This window comes from Streptomyces sp. NPDC014991 (assembly GCF_043080665.1).
Lineage (GTDB): Bacteria > Actinomycetota > Actinomycetes > Streptomycetales > Streptomycetaceae > Streptomyces.
On record NZ_JBIBVY010000017.1, the window covers coordinates 84,285 to 107,520 of the forward strand.

The 23,236-nt window shown below is 71.6% G+C and carries 15 protein-coding genes and 1 pseudogene; 13 read left to right on the forward strand and 3 right to left on the reverse strand.

Features of this window, described 5'->3' with window-relative positions; genetic code table 11:
* The first annotated feature begins 37 nt into the window (after positions 1 to 37).
* The 7 genes from ACF1BE_RS24875 to ACF1BE_RS24905 all read left to right on the forward strand — a co-directional run bounded on the left by ACF1BE_RS24875 (position 38) and on the right by ACF1BE_RS24905 (position 8,153).
* Complete coding sequence (locus ACF1BE_RS24875; RefSeq protein WP_392201229.1) at positions 38 to 1,285, forward strand: spermidine/putrescine ABC transporter substrate-binding protein; 1,248 nt, start codon at positions 38 to 40, stop codon at positions 1,283 to 1,285.
* Positions 1,286 to 1,293: 8 nt separating this feature from the next.
* Positions 1,294 to 2,445, forward strand: a complete 1,152-nt coding sequence (locus tag ACF1BE_RS24880; protein ID WP_392201230.1) for an ABC transporter ATP-binding protein — start codon at positions 1,294 to 1,296, stop codon at positions 2,443 to 2,445.
* Positions 2,445 to 3,374: an ABC transporter permease gene (locus ACF1BE_RS24885; protein ID WP_392201231.1), complete on the forward strand. Its 930-nt coding sequence runs from the start codon at positions 2,445 to 2,447 to the stop codon at positions 3,372 to 3,374. The genes ACF1BE_RS24880 and ACF1BE_RS24885 overlap by 1 nt, the downstream gene beginning before the upstream one ends.
* A complete protein-coding gene (locus tag ACF1BE_RS24890) occupies positions 3,375 to 4,175 on the forward strand; it encodes an ABC transporter permease (protein ID WP_392201232.1) in 801 nt (266 codons plus the stop codon).
* Positions 4,176 to 4,197: 22 nt separating this feature from the next.
* Entirely contained in the window at positions 4,198 to 5,628 is a 1,431-nt protein-coding gene (locus ACF1BE_RS24895; protein ID WP_392201233.1) for an NAD(P)/FAD-dependent oxidoreductase, read from the forward strand.
* Between the two features lie 172 nt (positions 5,629 to 5,800).
* Positions 5,801 to 6,259: a hypothetical protein gene (locus tag ACF1BE_RS24900; RefSeq protein ID WP_392201234.1), complete on the forward strand. Its 459-nt coding sequence runs from the start codon at positions 5,801 to 5,803 to the stop codon at positions 6,257 to 6,259.
* A gap of 85 nt (positions 6,260 to 6,344) precedes the next feature.
* Complete coding sequence (locus ACF1BE_RS24905; protein WP_392201235.1) at positions 6,345 to 8,153, forward strand: chitinase; 1,809 nt, start codon at positions 6,345 to 6,347, stop codon at positions 8,151 to 8,153.
* On the opposite strand, the pseudogene ACF1BE_RS24910 reads toward ACF1BE_RS24905, so the two are convergent.
* Together ACF1BE_RS24910 and gabT are read right to left on the reverse strand one after the other, a co-directional pair.
* Positions 8,095 to 8,760, reverse strand: a pseudogene (locus ACF1BE_RS24910) (phosphatase PAP2 family protein); the annotation flags it as partial. The gene ACF1BE_RS24905 and the pseudogene ACF1BE_RS24910 overlap by 59 nt on opposite strands.
* 388 nt (positions 8,761 to 9,148) lie before the next feature.
* Positions 9,149 to 10,483, reverse strand: a complete 1,335-nt coding sequence (gene gabT / locus ACF1BE_RS24915; RefSeq protein ID WP_392201236.1) for a 4-aminobutyrate--2-oxoglutarate transaminase — start codon at positions 10,481 to 10,483, stop codon at positions 9,149 to 9,151.
* 279 nt (positions 10,484 to 10,762) lie between these two features.
* Between gabT and ACF1BE_RS24920 the strand changes: the two genes are divergently transcribed.
* The 3 genes from ACF1BE_RS24920 (at position 10,763) to ACF1BE_RS24930 (ending at position 16,195) form a co-directional block, all read left to right on the forward strand.
* Positions 10,763 to 12,889: an ATP-binding protein gene (locus tag ACF1BE_RS24920; protein WP_392201237.1), complete on the forward strand. Its 2,127-nt coding sequence runs from the start codon at positions 10,763 to 10,765 to the stop codon at positions 12,887 to 12,889.
* 95 nt (positions 12,890 to 12,984) lie between these two features.
* The gene (locus ACF1BE_RS24925; RefSeq protein WP_392201238.1) at positions 12,985 to 14,562 is read left to right on the forward strand and encodes a PucR family transcriptional regulator; all 1,578 of its coding nucleotides are present in this window, start codon (positions 12,985 to 12,987) and stop codon (positions 14,560 to 14,562) included.
* 187 nt (positions 14,563 to 14,749) lie between these two features.
* Positions 14,750 to 16,195, forward strand: a complete 1,446-nt coding sequence (locus ACF1BE_RS24930; RefSeq protein ID WP_392201239.1) for an aldehyde dehydrogenase family protein — start codon at positions 14,750 to 14,752, stop codon at positions 16,193 to 16,195.
* Between the two features lie 145 nt (positions 16,196 to 16,340).
* Here ACF1BE_RS24930 and ACF1BE_RS24935 read toward each other — a convergent pair whose 3' ends face one another.
* The gene (locus tag ACF1BE_RS24935) at positions 16,341 to 19,175 is read right to left on the reverse strand and encodes a glycoside hydrolase family 3 C-terminal domain-containing protein (RefSeq protein ID WP_392201240.1); all 2,835 of its coding nucleotides are present in this window, start codon (positions 19,173 to 19,175) and stop codon (positions 16,341 to 16,343) included.
* A 339-nt stretch (positions 19,176 to 19,514) separates the two neighbouring features.
* Between ACF1BE_RS24935 and ACF1BE_RS24940 the strand changes: the two genes are divergently transcribed.
* Genes ACF1BE_RS24940 through ACF1BE_RS24950 form a run of 3 tightly spaced genes read left to right on the forward strand, consistent with a single transcriptional unit; the run spans position 19,515 to position 23,209 of the window.
* Positions 19,515 to 21,203, forward strand: a complete 1,689-nt coding sequence (locus ACF1BE_RS24940) for an extracellular solute-binding protein (RefSeq protein ID WP_392201241.1) — start codon at positions 19,515 to 19,517, stop codon at positions 21,201 to 21,203.
* Positions 21,204 to 21,230: 27 nt separating this feature from the next.
* Entirely contained in the window at positions 21,231 to 22,265 is a 1,035-nt protein-coding gene (locus tag ACF1BE_RS24945; protein ID WP_392201242.1) for an ABC transporter permease, read from the forward strand.
* On the forward strand, positions 22,262 to 23,209 hold the full coding sequence (locus tag ACF1BE_RS24950) for a carbohydrate ABC transporter permease (protein WP_392201243.1): 948 nt from the start codon (positions 22,262 to 22,264) through the stop codon (positions 23,207 to 23,209). The genes ACF1BE_RS24945 and ACF1BE_RS24950 overlap by 4 nt, the downstream gene beginning before the upstream one ends.
* Positions 23,210 to 23,236 lie beyond the last annotated feature (27 nt).

The following is a 23,236-nucleotide window of genomic DNA, read 5'->3' on the forward strand; positions in this document are numbered from 1 at the left end:
TGACCGGGCCGATCCCTGACGAAAGGGCACCACGCGCATGGAGCAGTACGAGCCCGACCGCCTGACCCCGCCGCAAGTCGCGGCCATGCGGCGCAGTCTCCGCAACGGCAGGGCCGGCCTGACCCGCCGGTCGCTGCTGCGGGCGTCCGCCGGCGGTGCGCTCGCGGCCGGCGGCCTCGGGGCGCTGAGCGGCTGCGGGATCCCCGCGGCGGGCAAGAGCCGGGGCGGCACCTCCGCCGAGGACCACTCGGCCAAGGAGAAGGTGGTGAACTTCTCCAACTGGACCGAGTACATCGACGTCGACGACAAGGGCAAGCGCCACCCGACCCTCGACACCTTCCGCAGGCGGACCGGGATCACGGTCAGGTACACCGAGGACATCAACGACAACAACGAGTTCTTCGGCAAGATCAAGCCGCAGCTCGCCGCGGGCCAGGACACCGGCCGCGACATCATCGTCCTGACCGACTGGCTGGCCGCCCGGCTCATCCGCCTCGGCTGGGTCCAGAAACTGGACCCGTCGAACCTGCCGCACGCCTACAGCAACCTCTCGGCCCAGTTCCGCGACCCGGACTGGGACCCGGGGCGGGCGTACTCGTACCCCTGGCAGGGCATCTCCACCGTCATCGCCTACAACCGGAAGGCGCTCGACGGCATCGAGGTCACCTCGGTCTCCGACCTGCTGGACAACCCCCGGCTCAAGGGACGCGTCGGCTTCCTGTCGGAGATGCGTGACTCCGTCGGCATGACCCTGCTCGACATGGGCAAGGACCCGGGGAAGTTCACCGACGACGACTTCGACGCGGCCGTCGCCCGTCTACAGAAGGCCGTAGACAAGGGCCAGATCCGCCGCTTCACCGGCAACGACTACACGTCCGACCTCACCAAGGGCGACTTCGCGGCCTGCGTGGCGTGGGCGGGCGACGTCGTCCAGCTCAAGGCGGACAGCCCGGACGTCGACTTCGTCGTCCCGGACAGCGGCTACATGACATCGACCGACAACATGTGCGTGCCGAACAGGGCGCGCCACAAGACGAACGCCGAGCGGCTCATCGACTTCTACTACGAGCCCCGGCAGGCCGCGGAACTGGCCGCGTACATCAACTACGTGACGCCGGTCGACGGGGTGAAGCCGTACCTTGCGAAGATCGACAAGGGCGCGGCGGACAACCCGCTGATCGTCCCCGACCAGGCCATGCAGGCGAGGTCCCATGCCTTCCGCTCCCTGAGCCAGAAGGAAGAGACGGCCTACGAAGAGAAGTTCGCGAAGCTCACAGGGGCGTGACGACGACGATGAAGACGACACCAGACAACAGCGGCGACGTCCGCCTCTCCGGCATCTCCAAGACCTACGGCTCCTTCACCGCCGTACACCCGCTGGACCTGACCGTGCCCCAGGGCTCCTTCTTCGCCCTGCTCGGCGCCTCCGGCTGCGGCAAGACCACCACCCTGCGCATGATCGCCGGCCTGGAGGAACCCACGTCGGGCACCGTCCGCCTCGGTGAGCAGGACGTCACCCACCTGCCGCCGTACAAGCGGCCCGTGAACACGGTCTTCCAGTCCTACGCCCTCTTCCCGCACCTGGACATCTTCGAGAACGTCGCCTTCGGACTGCGCCGGCGCGGCGTGAAGAGCGTGAAGAAGCAGGTCGAGGAGATGCTGGACCTGGTCCAGCTGGGCGAGCAGGCGCGCAAGAAACCGCACCAGCTCTCCGGTGGCCAGCAGCAGCGCGTGGCCGTCGCCCGCGCCCTCATCAACCACCCGAAGGTGCTCCTCCTCGACGAGCCCCTCGGCGCCCTCGACCTCAAGCTGCGCCGCCAGATGCAGCTGGAGCTCAAGCGGATCCAGACCGAGGTCGGCATCACCTTCGTCCACGTCACGCACGACCAGGAGGAGGCCATGACCATGGCCGACACGGTCGCCGTGATGAACGGCGGCCGGGTCGAGCAGCTCGGCTCGCCGGCCGACCTCTACGAGAACCCGCGGACCACCTTCGTCGCGAACTTCCTCGGCACCTCCAACCTCATCCGCGCCGAGGTCGACACCAGGAGCGGCGACGACCTCGTGCTCACCGCGGGCGGCGGCAAGCTGGTGCTGCCCGAGGCGCGGTGTTCGGCCCCGACGACGGCCGGCGGCACGGTGCTGGTCGGCATCCGCCCGGAGAAGATCTCCCTCACGCACGCCGACGACGCCGGCTCGGTCCCCGCGGGCCGCAACCGCGTCACCGGCCGAATCGCCGACGCCAGTTTCATCGGTGTCTCCACGCAGTACGTCATCGACAGCCCCGTCTGCGAGGAGCTGTCGGTGTACGTGCAGAACGTCGAGCGCGACGGCCGGCTCGTCCCCGGCGCCGAGGTGGTCCTGCACTGGAGCCCGGCGCACACCTTCGGCCTCGACGCGGCGCAGGACATCGACGCGGGCACCGGGGAAGAGGTCGCCGCCTGATGTCGACGCTCACCGAGGCGCCCCCGCCGCTCAGTCCGACCGCCCCGGAGAAGCGGCCCCCGCGCAGGCGCGGCCGGTTCACGCCGTACTGGCTGCTGCTGCCTGGCCTGCTGTGGCTGGTCGTGTTCTTCGCGCTGCCGATGCTCTACCAGGCCTCCACGTCCGTGCAGACCGGCTCCCTGGAACAGGGTTACAAGGTCACCTGGCACCTGGCGACGTACTGGGACGCCCTGTCCGAGTACTGGCCGCAGTTCCTGCGGTCCGTCCTCTACGCCGCCGCCGCGACCGTCCTCTGCCTGCTCCTCGGCTACCCGCTCGCCTATCTGATCGCCTTCCGGGCGGGCCGCTGGCGGAACCTGATCATGGTCCTGGTGATCGCCCCGTTCTTCACCAGCTTCCTGATCCGCACCCTCGCCTGGAAGACGATCCTCGCCGACAGCGGCCCGATCGTGCACACGCTGAACGCGCTGCACATCCTGGACCTGACCGACTGGCTCGGCTGGACGGCCGGCGACCGGGTGCTGGCCACCCCGCTGGCGGTCGTCTGCGGTCTGACGTACAACTTCCTGCCGTTCATGATCCTGCCGCTGTACAGCTCGCTGGAGCGGATCGACGGGCGGCTGCACGAGGCGGCCGGCGACCTGTACGCCAAGCCCTGGACCACCTTCCGCAAGGTGACCTTCCCGCTGTCGATGCCGGGCGTGGTCTCCGGGACCCTGCTGACGTTCATCCCGGCGGCCGGTGACTACGTCAACGCCGAACTCCTCGGCTCCACCGACACCCGCATGATCGGCAACGTCATCCAGACGCAGTTCCTGCGCATCCTGGACTACCCGACGGCGGCGGCGCTCTCCTTCATCCTCATGGCCGCGATCCTGGCCATGGTCACGCTCTACATCCGCCGGTCGGGGACGGAGGACCTGGTCTAAATGATCCTCGTCAACTGGCTCAAGCGCCGTCTCGTCGTCATCGCGGGACTGCTGACGCTCGCCTATCTGCTGCTGCCGAACATCGTCGTCACGGTGTTCTCCTTCAACCGGCCGAAGGGACGCTTCAACTACGAGTGGCAGCAGTTCTCCACGGACGCCTGGCAGGACCCGTGCGGCGTCGCCGGCATGTGCGGCTCGCTGTCCCTCAGCCTCCAGATCGCCGTGTGGGCGACGGTCGGCGCCACCGTCCTCGGCACGATGATCTCCTTCGCGCTGGTCCGTTACCGCTTCCGCGCCCGCGGCGCCGTCAACTCGCTGATCTTCCTGCCGATGGCGATGCCCGAGGTCGTCATGGCCGCCTCGCTGCTCACCCTGTTCCTCAACATGGGCGCTCAGCTGGGCTTCTGGACGATCCTCATCGCGCACATCATGTTCTGCCTGAGCTTCGTCGTCACCGCCGTCAAGGCGCGCGTGATGTCGATGGACCCGCGTCTGGAGGAGGCCGCCCGGGATCTGTACGCCGGTCCCGTGCAGACCTTTGTGCGGGTCACCCTTCCCATCGCGGCACCCGGGATCGCCGCGGGCGCGCTGCTCTCCTTCGCGCTCTCCTTCGACGATTTCATCATCACCAACTTCAACGCCGGTTCGACCGTCACCTTCCCCATGTTCGTGTGGGGATCGGCGCAACGCGGAACACCCGTGCAGATCAACGTGATCGGCACGGCCATGTTCCTGGTCGCCGTGATGTTCGTGCTGACGTCGATGGCCGTCAACAACCGCCGCAACAAGCACAAGGCTTGAGCCCCTGTAGGGAGTTGAAATCATGGCCCCGAGCGCCATGAGCCGTGGCAGAGACAACTGGACCGCCTCTCTCTCCGAGGCACAGCCGGTGCCGTACTGGCTGGAGGACCCCGGCAAGCCGCCCGCCGGGCCCGCCCTCACCGGCACCGAGACCTGCGACCTGCTGGTCGTCGGCGGCGGCTACAGCGGGCTGTGGACCGCGCTCAACGCCAAGGAGCGCGACCCGCAGCGCGATGTGGTGCTGCTGGAAGGCCGCGAGGTGGGCTGGGCCGCCTCCGGCCGCAACGGCGGCTTCTGCGCCGCCTCCCTCACCCACGGCCTGCCCAACGGCCTCGCCCGGTGGCCCGGCGAGATACACCGGCTCCAGGAACTGGGCCGGCGCAACCTCGACGAGATCGAGGCCGCCGTCGCCCGGCACGGCATCGACTGCGACTTCGAACGCACCGGTGAGATCGACGTCGCCACCGAGACCTACCAGGCCTGGGAACTGCGCGACTGGCACCGGGAACTGGAGGAGAAGGGACTTGCCGACGGCATCGAGTTCCTGGACGCCGAGGCGGTGCGCGAGCAGGTGAACTCGCCGACCTTCCAGGCCGGCCTGTGGGACCGCAGGGGCGTGGCCATGCTGCACCCGGCGAAACTGGCGTGGGGCCTGAAGCAGGCGTGCGTCAGGCTCGGGGTCCGGGTCTACGAGCACACGCCCGCGCTGACCCTGAAGCGGTACGGCTCCGGCATGGCCGTGAGCACCCCGTACGGCGCGGTCCGCGCCCGCGGGGTGGCGCTCGGCACGAACATCTTCCCGAGCCTGCTGCGGCGCGTGCGGTCGTACACCGTCCCCGTCTACGACTACGCGCTGATGACCGAACCGCTCACGCCCGGTCAGCTGGCGGAGATCGGCTGGAAGAACCGGCAGGGGCTGGGGGACAGCGCGAACCAGTTCCACTACTTCCGGCTCTCCGCCGACAACCGCGTCCTGTGGGGCGGCTACGACGCCATCTACCCGTACGGCGGCCGGGTCCGCGCCGAGTACGACGACCGGCCCGAGACGTACGCCAAGCTCGCCGGCCACTTCTTCACCTGCTTCCCGCAGCTGGAGGGCGTCCGTTTCACCCACGCCTGGGGCGGCGCGATCGACACCTGCTCCCGCTTCTCGGCGTTCTTCGGCACCGCGCACCAGGGCCGCGTGGCCTACGCGGCCGGCTACACGGGTCTCGGTGTCGGCGCGACCCGCTTCGGCGCGGACGTCATGCTGGACCTGCTGGACGGGGAGCGTACCGAGCGGACCGAGCTGGAGATGGTCCGCAAGAAACCGCTGCCGTTCCCGCCGGAACCCTTCGCCTGGACCGGGATCGCCCTCACCAAGTGGTCCCTGGCCCGCGCGGACGCCCACGGCGGCCGCCGCAACCTGTGGCTGCGGACGATGGACCGGCTCGGGCTGGGCTTCGACAGTTAGGCCCTCTCGTTCGGATGATGCCGGGCTCGCGGGTCCGGCCTGATCCGAACGAAAGACCCTAGCCCCGGCCCGGACCGCGTGGCGAAGGACCGGAAACCCGCGTAATGCTCCGGCCGGACCTCCCTCTCTCCCTGTGACGCGACCGCGTCGGATGAGAGAGGGAGGTTCTTCGATGACTGGGCCGAAGACGGCGGTCGACTGGCTGGCATCCGTCGCACCGGACCCCGGAGCCTGCCGCCGGGAGTGGGAACGCAACGCCCTCGGGGTCGCCCTGCTGCCCGCGGGCAAGGCGTGGGACGTCCTCATCCTGCCGGGTGACCTCGGTTATCCCACCCTGGACGTGCTCACCCGCATGCTCGACCAGCCCGGCCCGGTGCTCGCCGACTTCGGCGACAGCCGGGTCGGGTTCTTCGTGCCGCCGGGCACCGCGGCCCGCTGGCTCGGCACCGGCATCCGCACAGCCGGGGCCGGCACCTGGATCGTCGTGCCGTATCCGGGCCGGACGACCCGGGGAGTGCGCTGGCTGGTGCCGCCGGACGGCTCGGGCACGCTGACCGACCCGGCGCTGCTGGAACTGGCGATGCACGAGGCGGTGGCGGGGCCGGCCCGGGGGAGGTACGCGGACGGGTGACGCCCGGACACCTTGACAACGGTATTGGTCTGGACCAAATTGTGTGCGCTCCGCCCCGACAACTCCCCTGAGCCCGGAGGCCCTTGTGGATCGCCCCAGACGTCCCGGCACCGTCCTCACCGTGCTCACGGCCGCACTGCTGGCCGTGCCCGGTATCACCGCGCTCTCGTCGGCCGCCCGCGCGGCCGACGCGGACACAGCCGTCAACGGCGGCTTCGAGTCCGGCCTGACCGGCTGGACCTGCACGGCCGGCACGACCGTCGACTCGCCCGTGCACAGCGGGAAGGCCGCCCTCCAGGCGACCCCCACGGGCGGCGACAACGCCCAGTGCGGCCAGACGGTGACCGTCCAGCCCGACGCGCAGTACACCCTGTCCGGTTACGTCCGCGGTTCCTACGTCTACCTCGGCGCGACCGGCACCGGCACCACCGACGTCTCCACCTGGACCCAGTCCGCACCCGACTGGCAGAAACTGAGCACCACCTTCCGCACCGGGCCGACGACCACGAAGGTCACGATCAACATTCACGGCTGGTACGGCACCGGCGCCTACAACGCCGACGACATCACCCTCGTCGGCCCCGGCGGCAGCGGTACCGGGCAGCCGCCCGCCGCGCCCGCCGGCCTCAGGACCACCTCCGTGACCTCGTCCTCCGTCGGCCTGTCCTGGTCGGCGGTGACCGGCGCCACCGGTTACGCCGTCTACCGCGACGGCGCCAGGGTCCAGACGGTGACCGGCACGTCGGCGACCGTGTCCCCACTCGCGGCCTCGACCGCGTACAGCTTCCAGGTCGCGGCCGTCAACGGCGCCGGCGAGTCCGCGAAGTCCGCGGCCGTCACCGCCACGACCGGCGCCGGCACCGGCGGCGGCCCGGCCGACCTGCCCGCCCACGCCCTCGTCGGCTACCTCCACGCGAGCTTCGCCAACGGCGCCGGCTACACCCGCCTCGCGGACGTCCCCGACAGCTGGGACGTCATCGACCTGGCCTTCGGCGAGCCCACCTCGGCCACCTCCGGCGACATCCGCTTCGACCGCTGCCCGGTCACCCAGTGCCCCGATGTGGAGAGCGACGCCGACTTCAAGGCCGCGGTCAAGGCCAAGCAGGCGGCCGGCAAGAAGGTGCTGATCTCGATCGGCGGCCAGAACGGCCAGGTCCAGCTGACCACGACGGCCGCCCGCGACACCTTCGTCTCCTCCGTCTCGAAGATCATCGACACCTACGGCCTCGACGGACTCGACGTCGACTTCGAGGGCCACTCGCTGTCCCTGAACGCCGGCGACACCGACTTCCGGAACCCGACCACCCCCGCGATCGTCAACCTGATCTCGGCACTGAAGACGCTGAAGGCCAAGTACGGCGCCAGGTTCGTCCTGACCATGGCCCCGGAGACCTTCTTCGTGCAGAACGGCTACCAGTACTACGGCACCGGCAAGTGGGGCGGCCAGGACCCGCGCTGCGGCGCCTACCTCCCGGTGATACACGCCCTGCGCGACGACCTGACCCTGCTCCACGTCCAGGACTACAACTCGGGCCCGATCATGGGCCTGGACAACCAGTACCACTCCATGGGCGGCGCCGACTTCCACATCGCCATGACCGACATGCTCCTCACCGGCTTCCCCGTCGCCGGCGACGCGAACAACGTCTTCCCGCCGCTGCGCCCCGACCAGGTCGCCATCGGCATGCCGGCGTCGACGAACGCGGGCAACGGCTACGTCCCCCCGTCCGAGGTCACCAAGGCCCTGGACTGCCTCACGAAGAAGACGAACTGCGGCTCGTACGCGCCCCACGGCACCTGGCCCGCCCTGCGCGGTCTGATGACGTGGTCGGTGAACTGGGACCGCTACGCGAACTGGGCGTTCCAGAAGAACTTCGACGCCTACTTCGGCTGACCACCAGGATCAGGGCGGTCAGCAGCACCGTGCCCAGGCACCAGCCGGCCACCACGTCCAGCGGCCAGTGCCAGCCCCGGCGGACCAGGCCGTACGACACCCCGAGGACGAGCGCCGCACAGCCGGCCACCAGCAGGCGGCGGGCGGCGGGCGAGCGCAGCCCGGGCAGCAGGAGCAGGGTCGCGGAGCCGTACGCGACCACCGCCGTCACCGTGTGACCCGACGGGAAGTAGCCGGTCGCCGGGGGCACCACAGGGGTCCCCGGCCGGCCGGTGAAGTCCTTCAGCGGCACGACGACCGCCGGGACCAGAGCCATCAGCACGGCCGCGGCCAGCGGCGGGAGCCACCACCGGTCCGCGCCGGTGGCACGGCCCCACCGGACCGCGTACGCCAGGGTCACGGCGAGCGCGGGGACGGCGACCTGGACGTTGCCGAGGTCGGAGAGGAGTTCGGAGAACCGGTCCGGCCGGACCAGGGCCCGGCTCAGCCGGGCGTCCAGCCCCAGCAGCGGGCCGTGCCCCACGACCTGCCAGGTGATCAGCAGGAACAGGACGGCCGCGACGGCCGGGACGCCGGAGAACAGGGCACGGCGGGCTGAGGTCGACACGGCGACCAGCTTGGCAGACAAACGGGGAAGGAGGCCGGCCGCCCCGGAACAAGGGGGGGTCGTTCCGGGGCGGCCGGGTGGACCGGAACGTCGCACGCCCCGGGGGGTTTGGGGCGGCGACCGTCCGATCGGTGAGGAGATCCCGGAGCCGTCAGGCGCCGGATCTGTGCGCGAGGGCACGACCAGGTCGAAGCTGGGGAGGCCTCGGCCCGGCGCCGCCCACAGTCCCCTGTGGGCGGGGTGTATCTCTCATCTGGAGGAAACCTACGGCAGGCCGGGCCGCTTGGGCAGACGGAACCGGGTCCCGTCATCCACCCCGCACACCTTCTTCACACGGCCTGCCGCAGGCGCCCCACAGAGGTGCGAACGGGTCGCTCGGACGTGCGACTCAGACGCCCGCGAAGGCCTGCTCGATGATGTCGAGGCCCTCGTTCAGCAGGTCCTCGCCGATGACGAGCGGGGGCAGGAAACGCAGCACGTTGCCGTAGGTGCCGCAGGTCAGGACCAGCAGGCCCTCGGCGTGGCAGGCCTTGGCCAGCGCGGCGGTGGCCTCCGGGTTCGGCTCCTTGGTGGTGCGGTCCTTGACCAGCTCGACGGCGATCATCGCGCCACGGCCACGGACGTCGCCGATGACGTCGAACTTCTCGGCCATGGCGGTGAGGCGACCCTTCATGATCTCCTCGATGCGCTTGGCCCTGCCGTTGAGGTCCAGCTCCCGCATGGTCTCGATGGCGCCGAGCGCACCCGCGCAGGCGACGGGGTTACCGCCGTACGTGCCACCGAGGCCGCCCGCGTGCGCGGCGTCCATGATCTCCGCGCGGCCGGTGACGGCGGCCAGCGGCAGACCGCCGGCGATGCCCTTGGCGGTGGTGATCAGGTCCGGGACGATGCCCTCGTCCTCGCACGCGAACCACTGGCCCGTACGGCAGAAACCGGACTGGATCTCGTCGGCGACGAACACGATGCCGTTGTCGTTGGCGAACTTCACGATCTCCGGCAGGAAGCCCTTGGCCGGCTCGATGAAACCGCCCTCGCCGAGCACCGGCTCGATGATGATCGCCGCCACGTTGTCCGGGCCGACCTGCTTGGTGATCTGGTCGATGGCCTGCGCGGCGGCCTCCGGGCCGGCGTTCTCCGCACCGGTCGGCCAGCGGTAGCCGTACGCCACCGGCACGCGGTAGACCTCGGGCGCGAACGGTCCGAAGCCGTGCTTGTACGGCATGTTCTTCGCCGTCAGCGCCATCGTGAGGTTGGTCCGGCCGTGGTAACCGTGGTCGAACACGACCACGGCCTGCCGCTTGGTGTACGCGCGAGCGATCTTGACGGCGTTCTCGACGGCCTCGGCGCCGGAGTTGAACAGCGCCGACTTCTTGGCGTGGTCGCCCGGGGTCAGCTCGGCCAGCGCCTCGGCGACCTCCACGTAGCCCTCGTACGGGGTGACCATGAAACAGGTGTGGGTGAAGTCGGCGAGCTGGGCGGAGGCCCGGCGCACGACGGCCTCGGCGGACGCGCCGACGCTCGTCACCGCGATACCGGAACCGAAGTCGATGAGCCGGTTGCCGTCGACGTCCTCGATGATGCCGCCGCCCGCGCGGGTGGTGAACACGGGCAGCACGGAGCCCACGCCCTGCGCGACCGCGGCGGTACGGCGGGCCTGAAGCTCCTGCGACTTCGGGCCGGGAATGGCGGTGACGACGCGGCGCTCCTGCGGAAGTGCGGTCATGGGGGGCTCCCTGATGATCTTGCGTACCGGGCGGTTCCGGGCGGTTCCGGGGGGTGCGTTTTCGGACGCATACCTTCTTTTCTCGCAGGCTAAGACCGCTCCCGCGGGGTGGGCATGCTCCATGTGGGCGTTTTCGGCGGGGCCCGTTGTCCGCGGTGGACATAGCCCGCCCGGGCAGGTACGGCTCCTTACGGCCACGTAAGCGGTGAACTCCCCAGGCCGGGGCGTTAGATTGACTCGCTGATGGCGGACGGAACGGCTGGTCAGGGGGCAGGGCGGATGGACAGCGACGGCACACACGACACACGCGGCACCCACACCACACCGGTACCGCATCCGGGGGGCCCGCGGGAGGCCTACGGGGTGCCGGCCATGCCGTCGATGCCGCCCGGTGCGCCGCCCCGGCCGGACGGCTCGGCCTTCCTGACCTGGCTGCGGACCCCCCGCCCGGAGGCGGCGCCCGGCGTCTGGCGCTTCGGACACCGGCCCCGGCCCGAACAGGAGCCCGAGCAGATCCCGACCCGGCAGCTGCTCAGCGGCGCGGTGATCGCCTTCCTGGTGGGCTGGCTGGTGTGGTCCCTGCTGTGGAACAACTACCTCGGTGGCTGGTGGGTGCTGCCTCTGGAGCTGTTCACCCCCGACTCCTGGCGCCAGGGCAACGACCGCGTCGGCAACGCCATCCTCTGGTACTCGTACTACACCGTCATCGCCCTCGCCATCCTGCTGGTCGTCGGCCGCCTCGGCCGCTGGGGCGAGGTCTGGCGCCGATACGGCCCGCCCGCCTGGAGCCCGGCCGCGCCCGCCGCGGACCCGCCCGTCACCCCCGACCACGACCCGGCCGCATGGCCCGAGCTGCGGCAGGCGGGGGCGTACGAGGCTGCTGAGCGGCTGGCCGGTGACGCCAGGGCCGGGCTGATGCGGGACGTGGACCATGCGCGGATCAGCAGGGCCTGGCAGGGCGTGCGGTCCGGCCGGCACGCCCTGGCGGCCTTCACCGGGGCCGTGCTCACGGACGGCGCCGCCGCCTGCCCGCACCCGTCCGGCGAACGGGACCTGCCCGCCCGGCAGGCCCGCCACGACCTGCTCACCGGCCAGGTCAGGCTCGGCACCACCGCCGACGACCCCCGCAACCCCTACCACTACCGCGGCGCCGGCCTGGCCCTCGGCCCCGACCTGCTCGGCACCTCGCTGCTCGCCGTGGGCCCGGCCGGATCCGGCAAGACCGGCGCCGTCGTGCGGCCGCTCGCCGAGTCCCTGTGCCTGCACGCCCTCGCCGGCCGGGCGGCGGTCGTGGTGGCCGGCGCGGCGGGCGCCGGACTCGGCCCGGCCGAGGCCTACGACGTCGTCGTACGCGTCGGCCACCCCGATTCCGTCCACGACCTCGACCTCTACGGCGGCACCACCGATCCCGACGAGGCCGCCGCCATACTCGCCGAAGCCCTCGTCGGCGACCTCGCCGACCCGCACCCGGGCAGCGACACCCGCCGCTCCACCACCGTCCTCGCCCAGCTGCTCGGTCCCTTCCGGGCCGTCCACGACCGTTTCCCCTCCGTGCCGGAACTGCGGCAGCTCCTCGACGGCGCGCCCGGCCCGCTGGCCGCGCTGCGCAAGGCGCTGACCGAGGCAGGGCACTCCTCGCTGCTGCGCGAACTGGACGCCCGCGAACGCCAGATGGCCCACCCGGGCGATGTCGGCACGGTCCTCGCCGACCGGATCGCGCTGCTCGACCGGCCCGCCTTCGCCGCGTTCTTCGACACCTCCGGGCAGAGCCGCCCCTTCTCGCTGCGGGCCCTCGACCACCCGGTCCGGGTCCGTATCGACCTGCCCCAGCGCGGCCACGCCGACGCCTCCCGGATCCTGGCCCGGCTGGTGCTCGCCCAGTTCACGGCCGCCGTGACGGTGCGCGAGGACCGCTCGCTCTTCGCCTGCCTGCTGCTCGACGACGCCACCGGCGTCGTCACCCCGGAGGCCGTCCGGGGCATCCAGCGGCTGCGCAGCGTCAACGCCGGGACCGTGCTCACGCTGCGCACCCTGGACGACGCACCCCGGCCGCTGCGCGGCCCGCTCCTCGGTGCCACCGGGTGCCGGATGGCGCTGTCCGGGCTCACGCCCTGGGACGGGCAGGATTTCGCCGAGGTGTGGGGCAAGGAGTGGACCGAGACCCGGGACGTCACCGACCGGCAGATCATCGCCGAGACCCCGGCCGGCAAGGCCGTGCACATGCTGCGCCGGGTCATCACGGGGCAGGCGCCGACGGCTCGGGCCGTCACCGTTCGGCAGGTCGAGCGGGAGCGGTGGTCGGCTTCCGAGCTGGCTCATGGGGTGCCGGCGGGGCACGCGGTGCTGTCGTTGACCACCGTGCGGGGGGAGCACGCGCCGCCGTTGCTGGTGGATCTGCGGGGGTGAGGCCCGGCGGGCGATCGTACGGTGAGGCAGAATCGGCGTAGGACGTTCGTACGCCGTGGCCAAAACGATCACCCCTCCCTCACCGTGAAGGCGCCATGCCCCCCACTCTCGCCTCGCTCGTCCACCACTCCGCGCTCAAGCTGACCGTGCGCGCGGGCGAGGACCGTCTCGACGTGCCCGTCCGCTGGGCGCACGTCAGCGAGCTGGCCGACCCCGTGCCCTACATGGAGGGCGGCGAGCTGCTGCTGATCACCGCGCTGAAACTGGACGCCGAGAACCCGGAGGCCATGCGGCGGTACGTGCGGCGGCTGTCGGGCGCGGGCGTGGTCGGGCTGGGGTTCGCCGTGGGCGTCAACTACGAGCAGGTACCCGAGCCGCTCGTCGACGCCTGCGCGCAGGAGGGGCTGCCGCTGCTGGAGGTGCCCCGCCGCACCCCTTTCCTCGCCATCAGCAAGGCGGTGTCCGCGGCGATCGCCGCCGACCAGTACCGCGCGGTCACGGCGGGCTTCGCCGCCCAGCGCGAGCTGACCCGGCAGGCGCTGAACGCCGGCCCCGAGGGTGTGCTCGGCGTGCTCGCCGCGCAGGTCGACGGCTGGGCGGCGCTGTACGACGCCTCGGGCGCCGTGGTCGCCGCAGCTCCGGACTGGGCCGGCCGGCGGGCCGCCCGGATCACCGCCGAGGTCGAACGGCTGCGGGAACGGCCCGCCCCCGCGTCCTCCGTCGTCGGCGGACCGGAGCACGAGGACCGGGTGGAACTGCACAGTCTCGGCACCGGCCGCCGCCCGCGGGCCGCGCTCGCCGTCGGCACGGCCGCGCCCCTCGGCACCGCCGAGCGGTACGCCGTCCACTCCGCCATCGCCCTGCTCACCCTCACCACCGAACGCTCCCGCTCCCTGCACGCGGCCGAGCAGCGGATCGGTACGGCGGTGCTGCGCATGCTGCTCGCCGGCGAGCCCGACCACGCCCGGGCCGTCGCCGGGGACCTGTACGGCGGGCTGCTCGACGCGCCGTTCCGGATGATCGTGGCCGAGTCCCCGGCCGGCACGGCGGGCGAACCGCTGGGTGAACTCGCGGAGGCCGTGGAGTCAGCCGCGGCGCGTTCCGGGGAGGCCGTGCTGGTCGTGCCCGAGGGGGAGCGGCTGGTGGTGCTGGCCGCCGACGAGGGTACGGCGGTGGCCGCGTGCGCCGCGTACGCGGCGGCACGCGAGACCGCGCGGGCCGTGCCCGAGCAGGGGCGCTCGGACGAGAACGAACTGTTCGTCGGTCTGTCGGCGCCCGCCGGGCCGACCGCGGCGGCAGCGGCGTACAAGCAGGCCGAGCAGGCGCTGTCGGTGGCGCGGCGGCGGGGGCGGGTGTTCGTGGAGCACGAGCAGCTGGCCGCCGGGTCCGTGCTGCCGCTGCTGGCCGACGACGCGGTGAGGGCGTTCGCCGACGGGCTGCTGCGGGCGTTGCACGACCACGACGCGACGGGGCGGGGTGATCTCGTGGCCTCACTGCGGGCGTGGCTGTCCCGGCACGGGCAGTGGGACGCGGCCGCGGCCGACCTGGGCGTCCACCGGCACACGCTGCGGTACCGGATGCGCCGGGTCGAGGAGATCCTGGGGCGCAGTCTGGACGACCCGGACGTACGCATGGAGCTGTGGCTGTCCCTGAAGGCGACGTCGACCGAGTGACCGCGCCGGGGGACCGGGTCTCCGCGGGCATCCCGGCCCGTCCCGCCGGACCAGCCCACCCCGACAAACCGGCGTACCCCCCGCCCCGAGTGGTACGACACGGACAAGCGACCCTCCGGCGGCGCCGTCCTACCGTGGAGCACACAAGCCAAGTACACCCCCAACGCGGAAGGGCCGGGACTCGTACATGACTTCCACCCATGCCTTCTGGCTCGCCGGCCGCCAGGTCACCGGCGAGGACACCTTCGACGTCACCTCCCCGTGGGACGGCCGGCTCGTGGGGAAGGTCGGCGTGCCGACCGACGCCCAGGTCGAGGAGGCCGTGGCCGCCGCGTACGCCGTGCGGGACGAGTTCGCGGCCACCCCGGCGCACGTGCGCGCCGCCGCCCTCGACCACGTCAGCAGGCGGCTGGCCGAGCGCACCGAGGAGATCGCCCAGCTGATCTCCGCCGAGAACGGCAAGCCGGTCAAGTGGGCGCGGGGTGAGGTCGGCCGCGCGGTCTCCGTGTTCCGGTTCGCCGCCGAGGAGGCCCGCCGGTTCAACGGCGGCGAGGCCCAGCGCCTGGACACCGACGCCGGCGGCCAGGGCCGGCTGGCGCTCACCCGCCGCTTCCCGAAGGGTGTCGTGCTCGGCATCGCGCCGTTCAACTTCCCGCTGAACCTGTGCGCGCACAAGGTCGCCCCGGCGATCGCCGCCGGCGCGCCGATCATCCTGAAGCCGGCCCCGGCCACGCCCCTCTCCGGTCTGATCCTGGGTGACCTGCTGGCCGAGACCGACCTGCCCGCCGGTTCCTGGTCGATCCTCCCGGTCGCCAACGACCGCATGCCCGCCCTCGTCCAGGACGAGCGCCTGCCGGTGATCTCCTTCACCGGTTCCGAGAAGGTCGGCTACGCGATCATGGACTCGGTGCCGCGCAAGCACTGCACGCTGGAGCTGGGCGGCAACGGAGCGGCGGTCGTCCTCGGTGACTACGCCTCCGACGCCGACCTGGACTGGGCCGCGACCCGCATCGCGACCTTCTCCAACTACCAGGGCGGCCAGTCCTGCATCTCGGTGCAGCGGGTGATCGCCGACGCGTCCGTGTACGACCGGCTGCTGCCGCGCATCGTCGCCGCCGTGGAGGCCCAGGTCACGGGTGACCCCACCGACGACAAGACGGACGTCGGCCCGCTGGTCAGCGAGGACGCCGCCAAGCGCGTGGAGTCGTGGGTGGACGAGGCCGTCTCGGCGGGGGCGCAGCTGCTCACCGGCGGCAAGCGCGACGGCGCCTCCTACGCGCCGACCGTCCTCACCGACGTACCGGCCGACACCACGATCGCCTGCGAGGAGGTCTTCGGGCCGGTCCTCACCGTCCGGAAGGTGGACGGCGAGGCCGAGGCGTTCGCCGCGGTCAACGACTCCAAGTACGGCCTCCAGGCGGGCGTGTTCACCCACGACCTCCAGGTCGCCTTCCGTGCCCACCGCGCCCTCGAGGTCGGCGGTGTGGTGATCGGCGACGTCCCGTCCTACCGCGCCGACCAGATGCCGTACGGCGGCGCCAAGCAGTCCGGTGTGGGCCGCGAGGGCGTCCGGTTCGCGATGGAGGACTACACCTACGAGCGCGTGCTGGTTCTCACCGGTCTCGCGCTCTGACCTGCCACGGACAGGTCGGGACGGGAACGGCCGCAGCCCACTGTGCGGGGGCTGCGGCCGTTCTGGTGTCCGCCGGCCCGGAAGGGACCCGGCACCGCTGCGCCGCGGTGCCGGGTCCCTTTCTCGTGCCGGTCCCCGCGGACGCTCAGCCGGGGAAACCGATGTGCGCGAGCCGCAGGGGGCCGCGCAGTGTGAGGCGGACGTCGTGGACGCCCGTGGCGACGAGCCCGGCGGTGCGGGTGGTGTAGGCGTACGGGCCGGCCGTGGGGGTGTCCAGGGTGAGGGCGGCCAGCACGGGGCCGCTGTCCAGGGACAGTTCCAGGGTGCCCTCGCCCGCCAGCTGTGCGGTCACCTCGGTCACCCCCGCACCGAAGTCGCAGGCCCGGTAGACGAGTTCGGCGGTCCGGCCGTGGGCCGGGGTCACCGCGTCGCCCGCCGTCCTCGTCCGGTCCACGATCGCGATGCCGGACTGCTCGTCGAAGTCGGCGGCCGGAAGCCCCCGCTCCCGCACCGGCCGCGGGGTGGGGGGCCGGCCCCCGGGGCGGATGGTCGTGCGCAGTCGTACGTCCTCGCTGGACGCCCCCACCAGCAGCTCGTACGGGCCGTCCTCCAGCCGCCGGACGCCGTGCGCCACGTCCCAGAACTCCAGGGCGGTCAGGGGGACTTCGAACTCGACCTCGGCCGTCTCGCCGGGAGCGAGCGTGAGCCGGCGGTGGGCCAGCAGTTCGCGGCGCGGGCGGGGCACCGACGGGGCCACGGCCCGGCCGTAGAGCTGGACCACCTCGTCCGCCGTCCGGTCCCCGGTGTTGGCGACCGCGCAGCTCACGAGGACCGAGCCGGTCCCCACGCGGGCCGCCAGGCCGGCGTACGCGAAGGACGCGTACGACAGACCGTGGCCGAACGGGAAGAGCGGGCTGCCGTCGAAGTAGAGGTAGGTCTGCCGGCCGCCGATCACGTCGTAGTCGAGGAGGCCGGGCAGATCGGCGTCGTCGGCGTACCAGGTCTGGGGGAGGCGGCCGGCCGGGGAGACGTCGCCGGCCAGCACCCGGGCCAGCGCCGTGCCCGCCGCCTGGCCGCCGTGTGCCGTCCACAGAGCGGCCGGGAGCGAGGCCGCGTCCACCGCGTACGGGTAGGCCGACACGAGCGCCAGCACGGTGCGCGGGTTGGCCGCCCGGGCCGCGCGCAGCAGCCGCTGCTGGTGCTCCGGCAGCAGCAGCGTCGTACGGTCCTCGGTCTCGCGGCCGTTGATGTGCGGATCGTTGCCCGCCACCACCACGACGACGTCGGCCTCGTCCGCCACCCGGGCCACCGCGTCCTCGCCCCGTTCGACCGTGACCACCGCGAAGACGTCGCCCGTGTCGGCAACCCGCACGCCGTCGGCGGCGACACGGAGATGACGACCCGTGCCCAGGTGCTCGAGGAGGTGACCGTCGTCGTGCGGTTCCAGACGGAACGTCTCCTGGACGACCCAGCCGCCGGGCTGGTCGGCAGAGGCCCGGACGAAGCCGTCCTCGGCGACCGAGAGGTAGCGGCCGTCGGGGGCGCGCAGGGTCAGCACCCCCTCGCCCCAGTCGGCCAGCGCGAACTCGGTGCCGGTGGCGTCGGTGGTGAGCGGCGGCAGGTCGGTTCGCCCGGACAGCAGCGCGGGGTCCAGGGCGCCCTCGGCGCCACGCGCCTCGTCGGGGGCGTCCGCCAGGGGCACGGCGAGGAACGTGCCGGCCGCCGTCCGCAGCCGGACCCGGTCCACGCCCTCCGCGAACCGCACCCGTTCCGCGCCGAACCGCTCGCACATGCCCTCCAGCGGGGTGGAGCGGTGCAGGAGGCTCCCGCTGTACCAGTCCAGCTTGCACTCGTCGGCGAGCAGGCCGACGACCGCGAGCCGGGTGTCCGCGGCGAGCGGCAGCAGGTCGTCGTCGTTCTTCAGCAGCACGATCGCCTGCTCGGCGGCCTCCTGGGCGAGCGCCCGGTGCGCCGGGGTGTCGAACGCGCCGGTGCCGGCGTGCGGATCGAGGCGCGGGTCGAACTCGCCGAGCCGGAAACGGACGGAGAGCTGGCGGCGCACGGCGGTGTCGATGTCCGCCTCCGTCAACAGGCCTCGTTCGAGGGCCCCCTCGACCCGCGCGGCGATCAGCGTGCCGTCCGTGCCGTGGTCGGTGAAGCTGTCCACGCCGGCCAGCAGGGCCGCCGCGGTGGCTTCCTCGTGGGTGTCGAAGTAGTGCTCGGCGTCGACCAGGTTGGAGGGCGCGCCCGCGTCCGAGCAGACGAGCAGTTCCTCGTCGGTCCAGGTGCGCAGGTGCTCGCGCAGGTACGGGGAGACGTGGTTGGGGCGGCCGTTGACCAGGTTGTAGGCCGGCATCACCCCGGCCACCGCGCCCGCCTCGACCGTGTCCCGGAAGGCGCGCAGGTCGTACTCGTGCAGCACGCGCGGACGCACGGAGGACGACGAAGTGGCACGGTCCTGCTCGTTGTTGTGCGCCAGCCAGTGCTTCAGCACGGGAGCGGTGCGCCAGTACCGGGGGTGGTCGCCGCGCAGACCGCGGGTGTACGCCGTGGCGATGGCCGAGGTCAGCTCCGGGTCCTCCGAGTAGCCCTCCTCGTTACGCCCCCACAGCGGGTGGCGCAGCAGGTTGACCGTCGGGGCCCAGACGTTCAGGCCGATCCGCTCGTCGCGGGCGCGCATCGCCCGGATCTCCCTGGACACCGCCTCGCCGATCCGCCGTACGAGGTCCGGGTTCCAGGTCGCGCCGAGGCCGACGGCCTGCGGGAACACCGTCGCCGGACCCGTCCAGGCCACTCCGTGCAGCGCCTCCTGGCCGGTCCGCCAGGCGGCGATGCCCAGACGCTCCACGGCGGGCGCGAACTGGTGCAGGAAGGAGATCTTCTCCTCACGGGTGAGCCGGGCCAGCAGGTCCTCCACGCGCTCGGCGAAGGGCAGAAGCGAATCGCGGAAGGGCGGGGTGGACGGCGAGTCATCGGTCACGAGTGGTTCCCCTTGCGAATGGAGCGGCACAGCGCCTTCGAAGCGCTTCGATGCTCAGTCGAACGAAGCCGGGTGTCAAGGTGCCAGGGCGAAACACCGCCGCCCTTCGCGGGGCACCACCGGCGTCACCGACTCCCCTGGCGGGCAAGGGAGATCACAGGAATCTTGACGACGACCCTTGTGCGCCCCCAGGCGTTCACTTAACCTCGCAGCAACATCGAAGCGCTTCGACTGCCGAGCCCCCACCGGAGCACGCTTCCGCTCAGCCAGATCCACTCGAGACACCGCAGCCGACGGCCCACCGCCGGGTGTCCTGGTGCGCCACGAAGGGTTGACGCAATGACGCCGAACGCCGCCTCCTCCGCTCCCAGCAGGAGAGGCTTCCTCGCCTCCACCGCGGTCGCCGCCGCCGCGGTGGCCGGGGGGACGCCGCTGCTCACCGCCTGCGGAAGCGCGGACAGCGGTGCCCGAGGAGGCACCTCGGCCGGCAAGAACGTCAGGAAACTGCTCCCGGCGTACGTGGCCGGGAACGTGGTCACGCCGGACATCCCCGCCAGACACGGCTCGGCCGCCGGGTTCACCAGCAGGCTCGACCTGGCGGACCTGAAGACGTCCGTGCCCAGGAAGCTCGGCAAGGGCCACAAGGTCACCGTCATGTCGCCGTTCTGGGGCTCACCGCCCAAGCAGGACAACGCCTACTACAGGGCGATGAACGACCTCGTCGGCGTCGACGTGCGGTGGCAGAACCAGGACGGCAACACCTACGAGCAGAAGCTCGGCGCGGTCCTCGCCTCCAGCGAGGTGCCCGACGTGGTGGTCGTCCCCGGCTGGAACATGAACGGCAAGATCCCCAGCGCCGTCATCTCCAAGTTCGCCGACCTCGGCCCCTACCTCTCCGGCGACGCCGTCAAGGACTACCCGAACCTGGCCGCGATCCCGACGGACGCCTGGCAGCGTTCCGTCTTCGGCGGCAAGCTGCGCGGCCTGCCCCAGCCCGCCCCGTACGTCACCGGCATCGTGCCCCTGTACCGCAAGGACGTCTTCGACAAGGAGGGCTACCGGGTACCGCGCTCGGCGGACGAGTTCATGGCCCTCGCCAAGGACATCACCAACGCCAGGGCCAAGCGGTGGGCCTGCCTCGACATGAAGTGGACCGCCTTCCAGATGTTCGGCGTGCTCTCCGGCAGCGAGAAGCCGCTCGGCTGGAACCTGGCCGACGGCAAGCTCGTCAACCGCATCGAGACCGACGAGTACCTGGAGGCGCTGGAGTGGACCCGCAAGCTCTTCGCCGCCGGCGTCGTGCACCCCGACGCCAGGCTCGGCAAGAGCCAGGCCACCGACCCCGGCCCCAAGTTCGCGGCCGGCGAGTTCCTCGTCTACGCCAACAACATCTCGCAGTGGTGGAGCCGCACCGCGGAACAGGCCACGCACAACCCCGAGTTCAAGATCTGGGGCATGGACGTCTTCGGCCACGACGGCGGTGACCCGCGGCTCTGGGCCGAACAGCCCGCCGGGATCTTCGCCTTCGTCAACAAGAAGGCCTCCGAAGCGGTGATCCGGGACGTGCTCGCCGTCGCCGACGCCACCGCAGCGCCGTACGGCACCAAGGAGTACATGCTCACCAACTACGGCGTCGAGGGCACCCACTACACCGTCAAGAAGGGCGTCCCCACCAAGACCGACCAGGGCAACATCGACGTGCTCAACGCCTACGTCATGATCGCCGGCCCCGCCCCGACCATCGCCCACCCCGACTTCCCCGAGGTCGCCAAGGGCCAGGTCGAGTGGCAGCAGCGGATGGGCGCCTTCACCACCAAGTCGTCCTTCTACGGCATGCAGATCACCGAGCCCAGCCGCTACACCAACCTCGGCAACGACTTCGAGCAGCTGGAGGACGACGTCGTGCGCGGCCGCAGGAAGATCGGCGACATGCAGCAGGCCGTCTCCGACTGGAGGAGCAGGGGCGGCGACAGGCTGCGCGACTGGTACAAGAAGGTCCTCGACGACAACGGCCCGGCGGCCGGCTGACCCGAGACACGAGGCAAGGAGAAGGCCGTGTCCCACAGCACGGTGCCTCGGAGCAGGGCCGAGGCCGACATGACGGCGACCAGCCCGGCGGCGCCCGGCGACGCCACCGGTTCCCGTGACGGACGACGCGCGGCGAGGCCGAGCCTGCGCCTGAGGTTCGCACGCGACCGCGTCCTGCTCCTGATGACGCTCCCCGCCGTCGTCCTGCTCCTGCTCTTCAACTACCTGCCGATCCTCGGCAACGTCGTCGCCTTCGAGGACTACGACCCCTACGTCAGCGACAACGGCGTCGTCTCCATCCTGCACAGTCCCTGGGTCGGCCTGGCCAACTTCCAGCAGATCTTCCAGGACTCCGCGTTCTGGGACGCGATGTCGAACACGCTGGTGCTGTTCGTCCTCCAGCTGGTTCTCTACTTCCCGATCCCGATCCTCCTCGCGCTGCTCATCAACAGCGTCGTCAGGCCCCGGATACGGGCCGTCGCGCAGGCCGTCCTCTACCTGCCGCACTTCTTCTCCTGGGTACTGGTCATCGCCGTGTTCCAGCAACTCCTGGGCGGCGCCGGACTGTTCTCCCAGCTGATGCGGCAGCACGGCTTCGACGGCCTCGACGTCATGACCGACCCCGACACGTTCAAGTTCCTCGTCACCGCGCAGAGCGTGTGGAAGGACGCCGGCTGGGGGATCATCGTCTTCCTCGCCGCGCTGGCCTCCGTCAGCCCCGACCTGTACGAGGCCGCCGCGATGGACGGCGCCGGCCGCGGGCGCCGCATGTGGCACGTCACGCTGCCCGCGCTGCGCCCGGTGATCGCGCTGCTGCTGGTGCTGCGCGTCGGTGACGCGCTGACCGTCGGCTTCGAGCAGATCCTGCTCCAGCGAGACGCCGTGGGACCGGGAGCCTCGGAGGTCCTGGACACCTTCGTGTGGTGGAACGGCGTCCGCAACCAGGACTTCGGATACGCGGCCGCCGCCGGTCTCGTCAAGGGCGTGGTCAGCATCGGCCTGGTCCTCGCCGCCAACAAGGTGGCCCATCTGATGGGCGAGCAGGGGGTGTACCAGAAGTGACAACCGTCCTGGGCCGACCGGCGGACCCGGCGGTGGACAAGCCGCGCCGGTGGGCCGCCCCGCCCCGCCCGGTGTGGGAGGAGGAGCCGGGCAGGGCGGGCCTCGCGGCCAAGAGCCTCGTGCTCACGCTCGCCTGCCTGGGCGTCCTCTTCCCGCTGTGGATCGTCCTCGTCACCAGCCTGTCCTCGCGGAGCACCATCGACGAGGCCGGCGGTCTGGTCATGATCCCCAAGGGCGTCACCTTCGTCGCCTACCGGGAACTGCTCAGCGGCGGCCAGGTCACCCGGGCCGCGCTCGTCAGCGTCCTCGTCACGCTGGTCGGCACGGTCTTCTCGATGACCGTGTCCGTCCTGTGCGCCTACGGCCTCTCGCGCAGCGGTTCGCTGGGGCACCGGTCGATCCTGATGGTGCTGATGGCCACCATGTTCTTCAGCGCCGGGCTCATCCCGACGTACCTGCTGGTGCAGTCCCTCGGACTGACCGACACCTACCTCGCGCTGATCCTCCCCAGCGCGATCAGCGTCTTCAACATCCTCGTCCTGCGTGGCTTCTTCATGGGCATCTCGCCGGAACTGACCGACAGCGCGCGCATCGACGGGGCGGGGGACGTCCGCATCCTGTTCCAGATCGTGATGCCGCTCTCCCGGGCGGTCCTCGCGGTGGTCACGCTGTTCTACGCGGTCGGGTACTGGAGTGCCTGGTTCAACGCCTCGCTGTATCTCAACGACCAGGACATGATGCCGCTCCAGAACGTCATGATCCAGCTGGTGCAGAAGCAGGAGGCCCCCGTGGGCCTGGGGCAGGCCATCAGGACGGGCGAACTGTCCGGGCTGGCCGTGCAGATGGCGGTCATGGTGATGGCCCTGCTGCCGGTGGCCGTGCTGTCGCCCTTCGTCCAGAAGCACTTCAGGAAGGGGATGCTGACGGGGGCGGTGAAGGGCTGACCGACACCTGACCGGCACCGCCGAAGG

Bases quoted from the DNA above. Each gene is read 5' to 3' on its own strand.
- gabT (WP_392201236.1), bottom strand. From the start codon at position 10,483: ATGACCGCACTTCCGCAGGAGCGCCGCGTCGTCACCGCCATTCCCGGC.
- ACF1BE_RS24930 (WP_392201239.1), top strand. From the start codon at position 14,750: ATGACTTCCACCCATGCCTTCTGGCTCGCCGGCCGCCAGGTCACCGGC.
- ACF1BE_RS24880 (WP_392201230.1), top strand. From the start codon at position 1,294: ATGAAGACGACACCAGACAACAGCGGCGACGTCCGCCTCTCCGGCATC.
- ACF1BE_RS24940 (WP_392201241.1), top strand. From the start codon at position 19,515: ATGACGCCGAACGCCGCCTCCTCCGCTCCCAGCAGGAGAGGCTTCCTC.
- ACF1BE_RS24890 (WP_392201232.1), top strand. From the start codon at position 3,375: ATGATCCTCGTCAACTGGCTCAAGCGCCGTCTCGTCGTCATCGCGGGA.
- ACF1BE_RS24895 (WP_392201233.1), top strand. From the start codon at position 4,198: ATGGCCCCGAGCGCCATGAGCCGTGGCAGAGACAACTGGACCGCCTCT.
- ACF1BE_RS24875 (WP_392201229.1), top strand. From the start codon at position 38: ATGGAGCAGTACGAGCCCGACCGCCTGACCCCGCCGCAAGTCGCGGCC.
- ACF1BE_RS24920 (WP_392201237.1), top strand. From the start codon at position 10,763: ATGGACAGCGACGGCACACACGACACACGCGGCACCCACACCACACCG.
- ACF1BE_RS24900 (WP_392201234.1), top strand. From the start codon at position 5,801: ATGACTGGGCCGAAGACGGCGGTCGACTGGCTGGCATCCGTCGCACCG.
- ACF1BE_RS24885 (WP_392201231.1), top strand. From the start codon at position 2,445: ATGTCGACGCTCACCGAGGCGCCCCCGCCGCTCAGTCCGACCGCCCCG.
- ACF1BE_RS24925 (WP_392201238.1), top strand. From the start codon at position 12,985: ATGCCCCCCACTCTCGCCTCGCTCGTCCACCACTCCGCGCTCAAGCTG.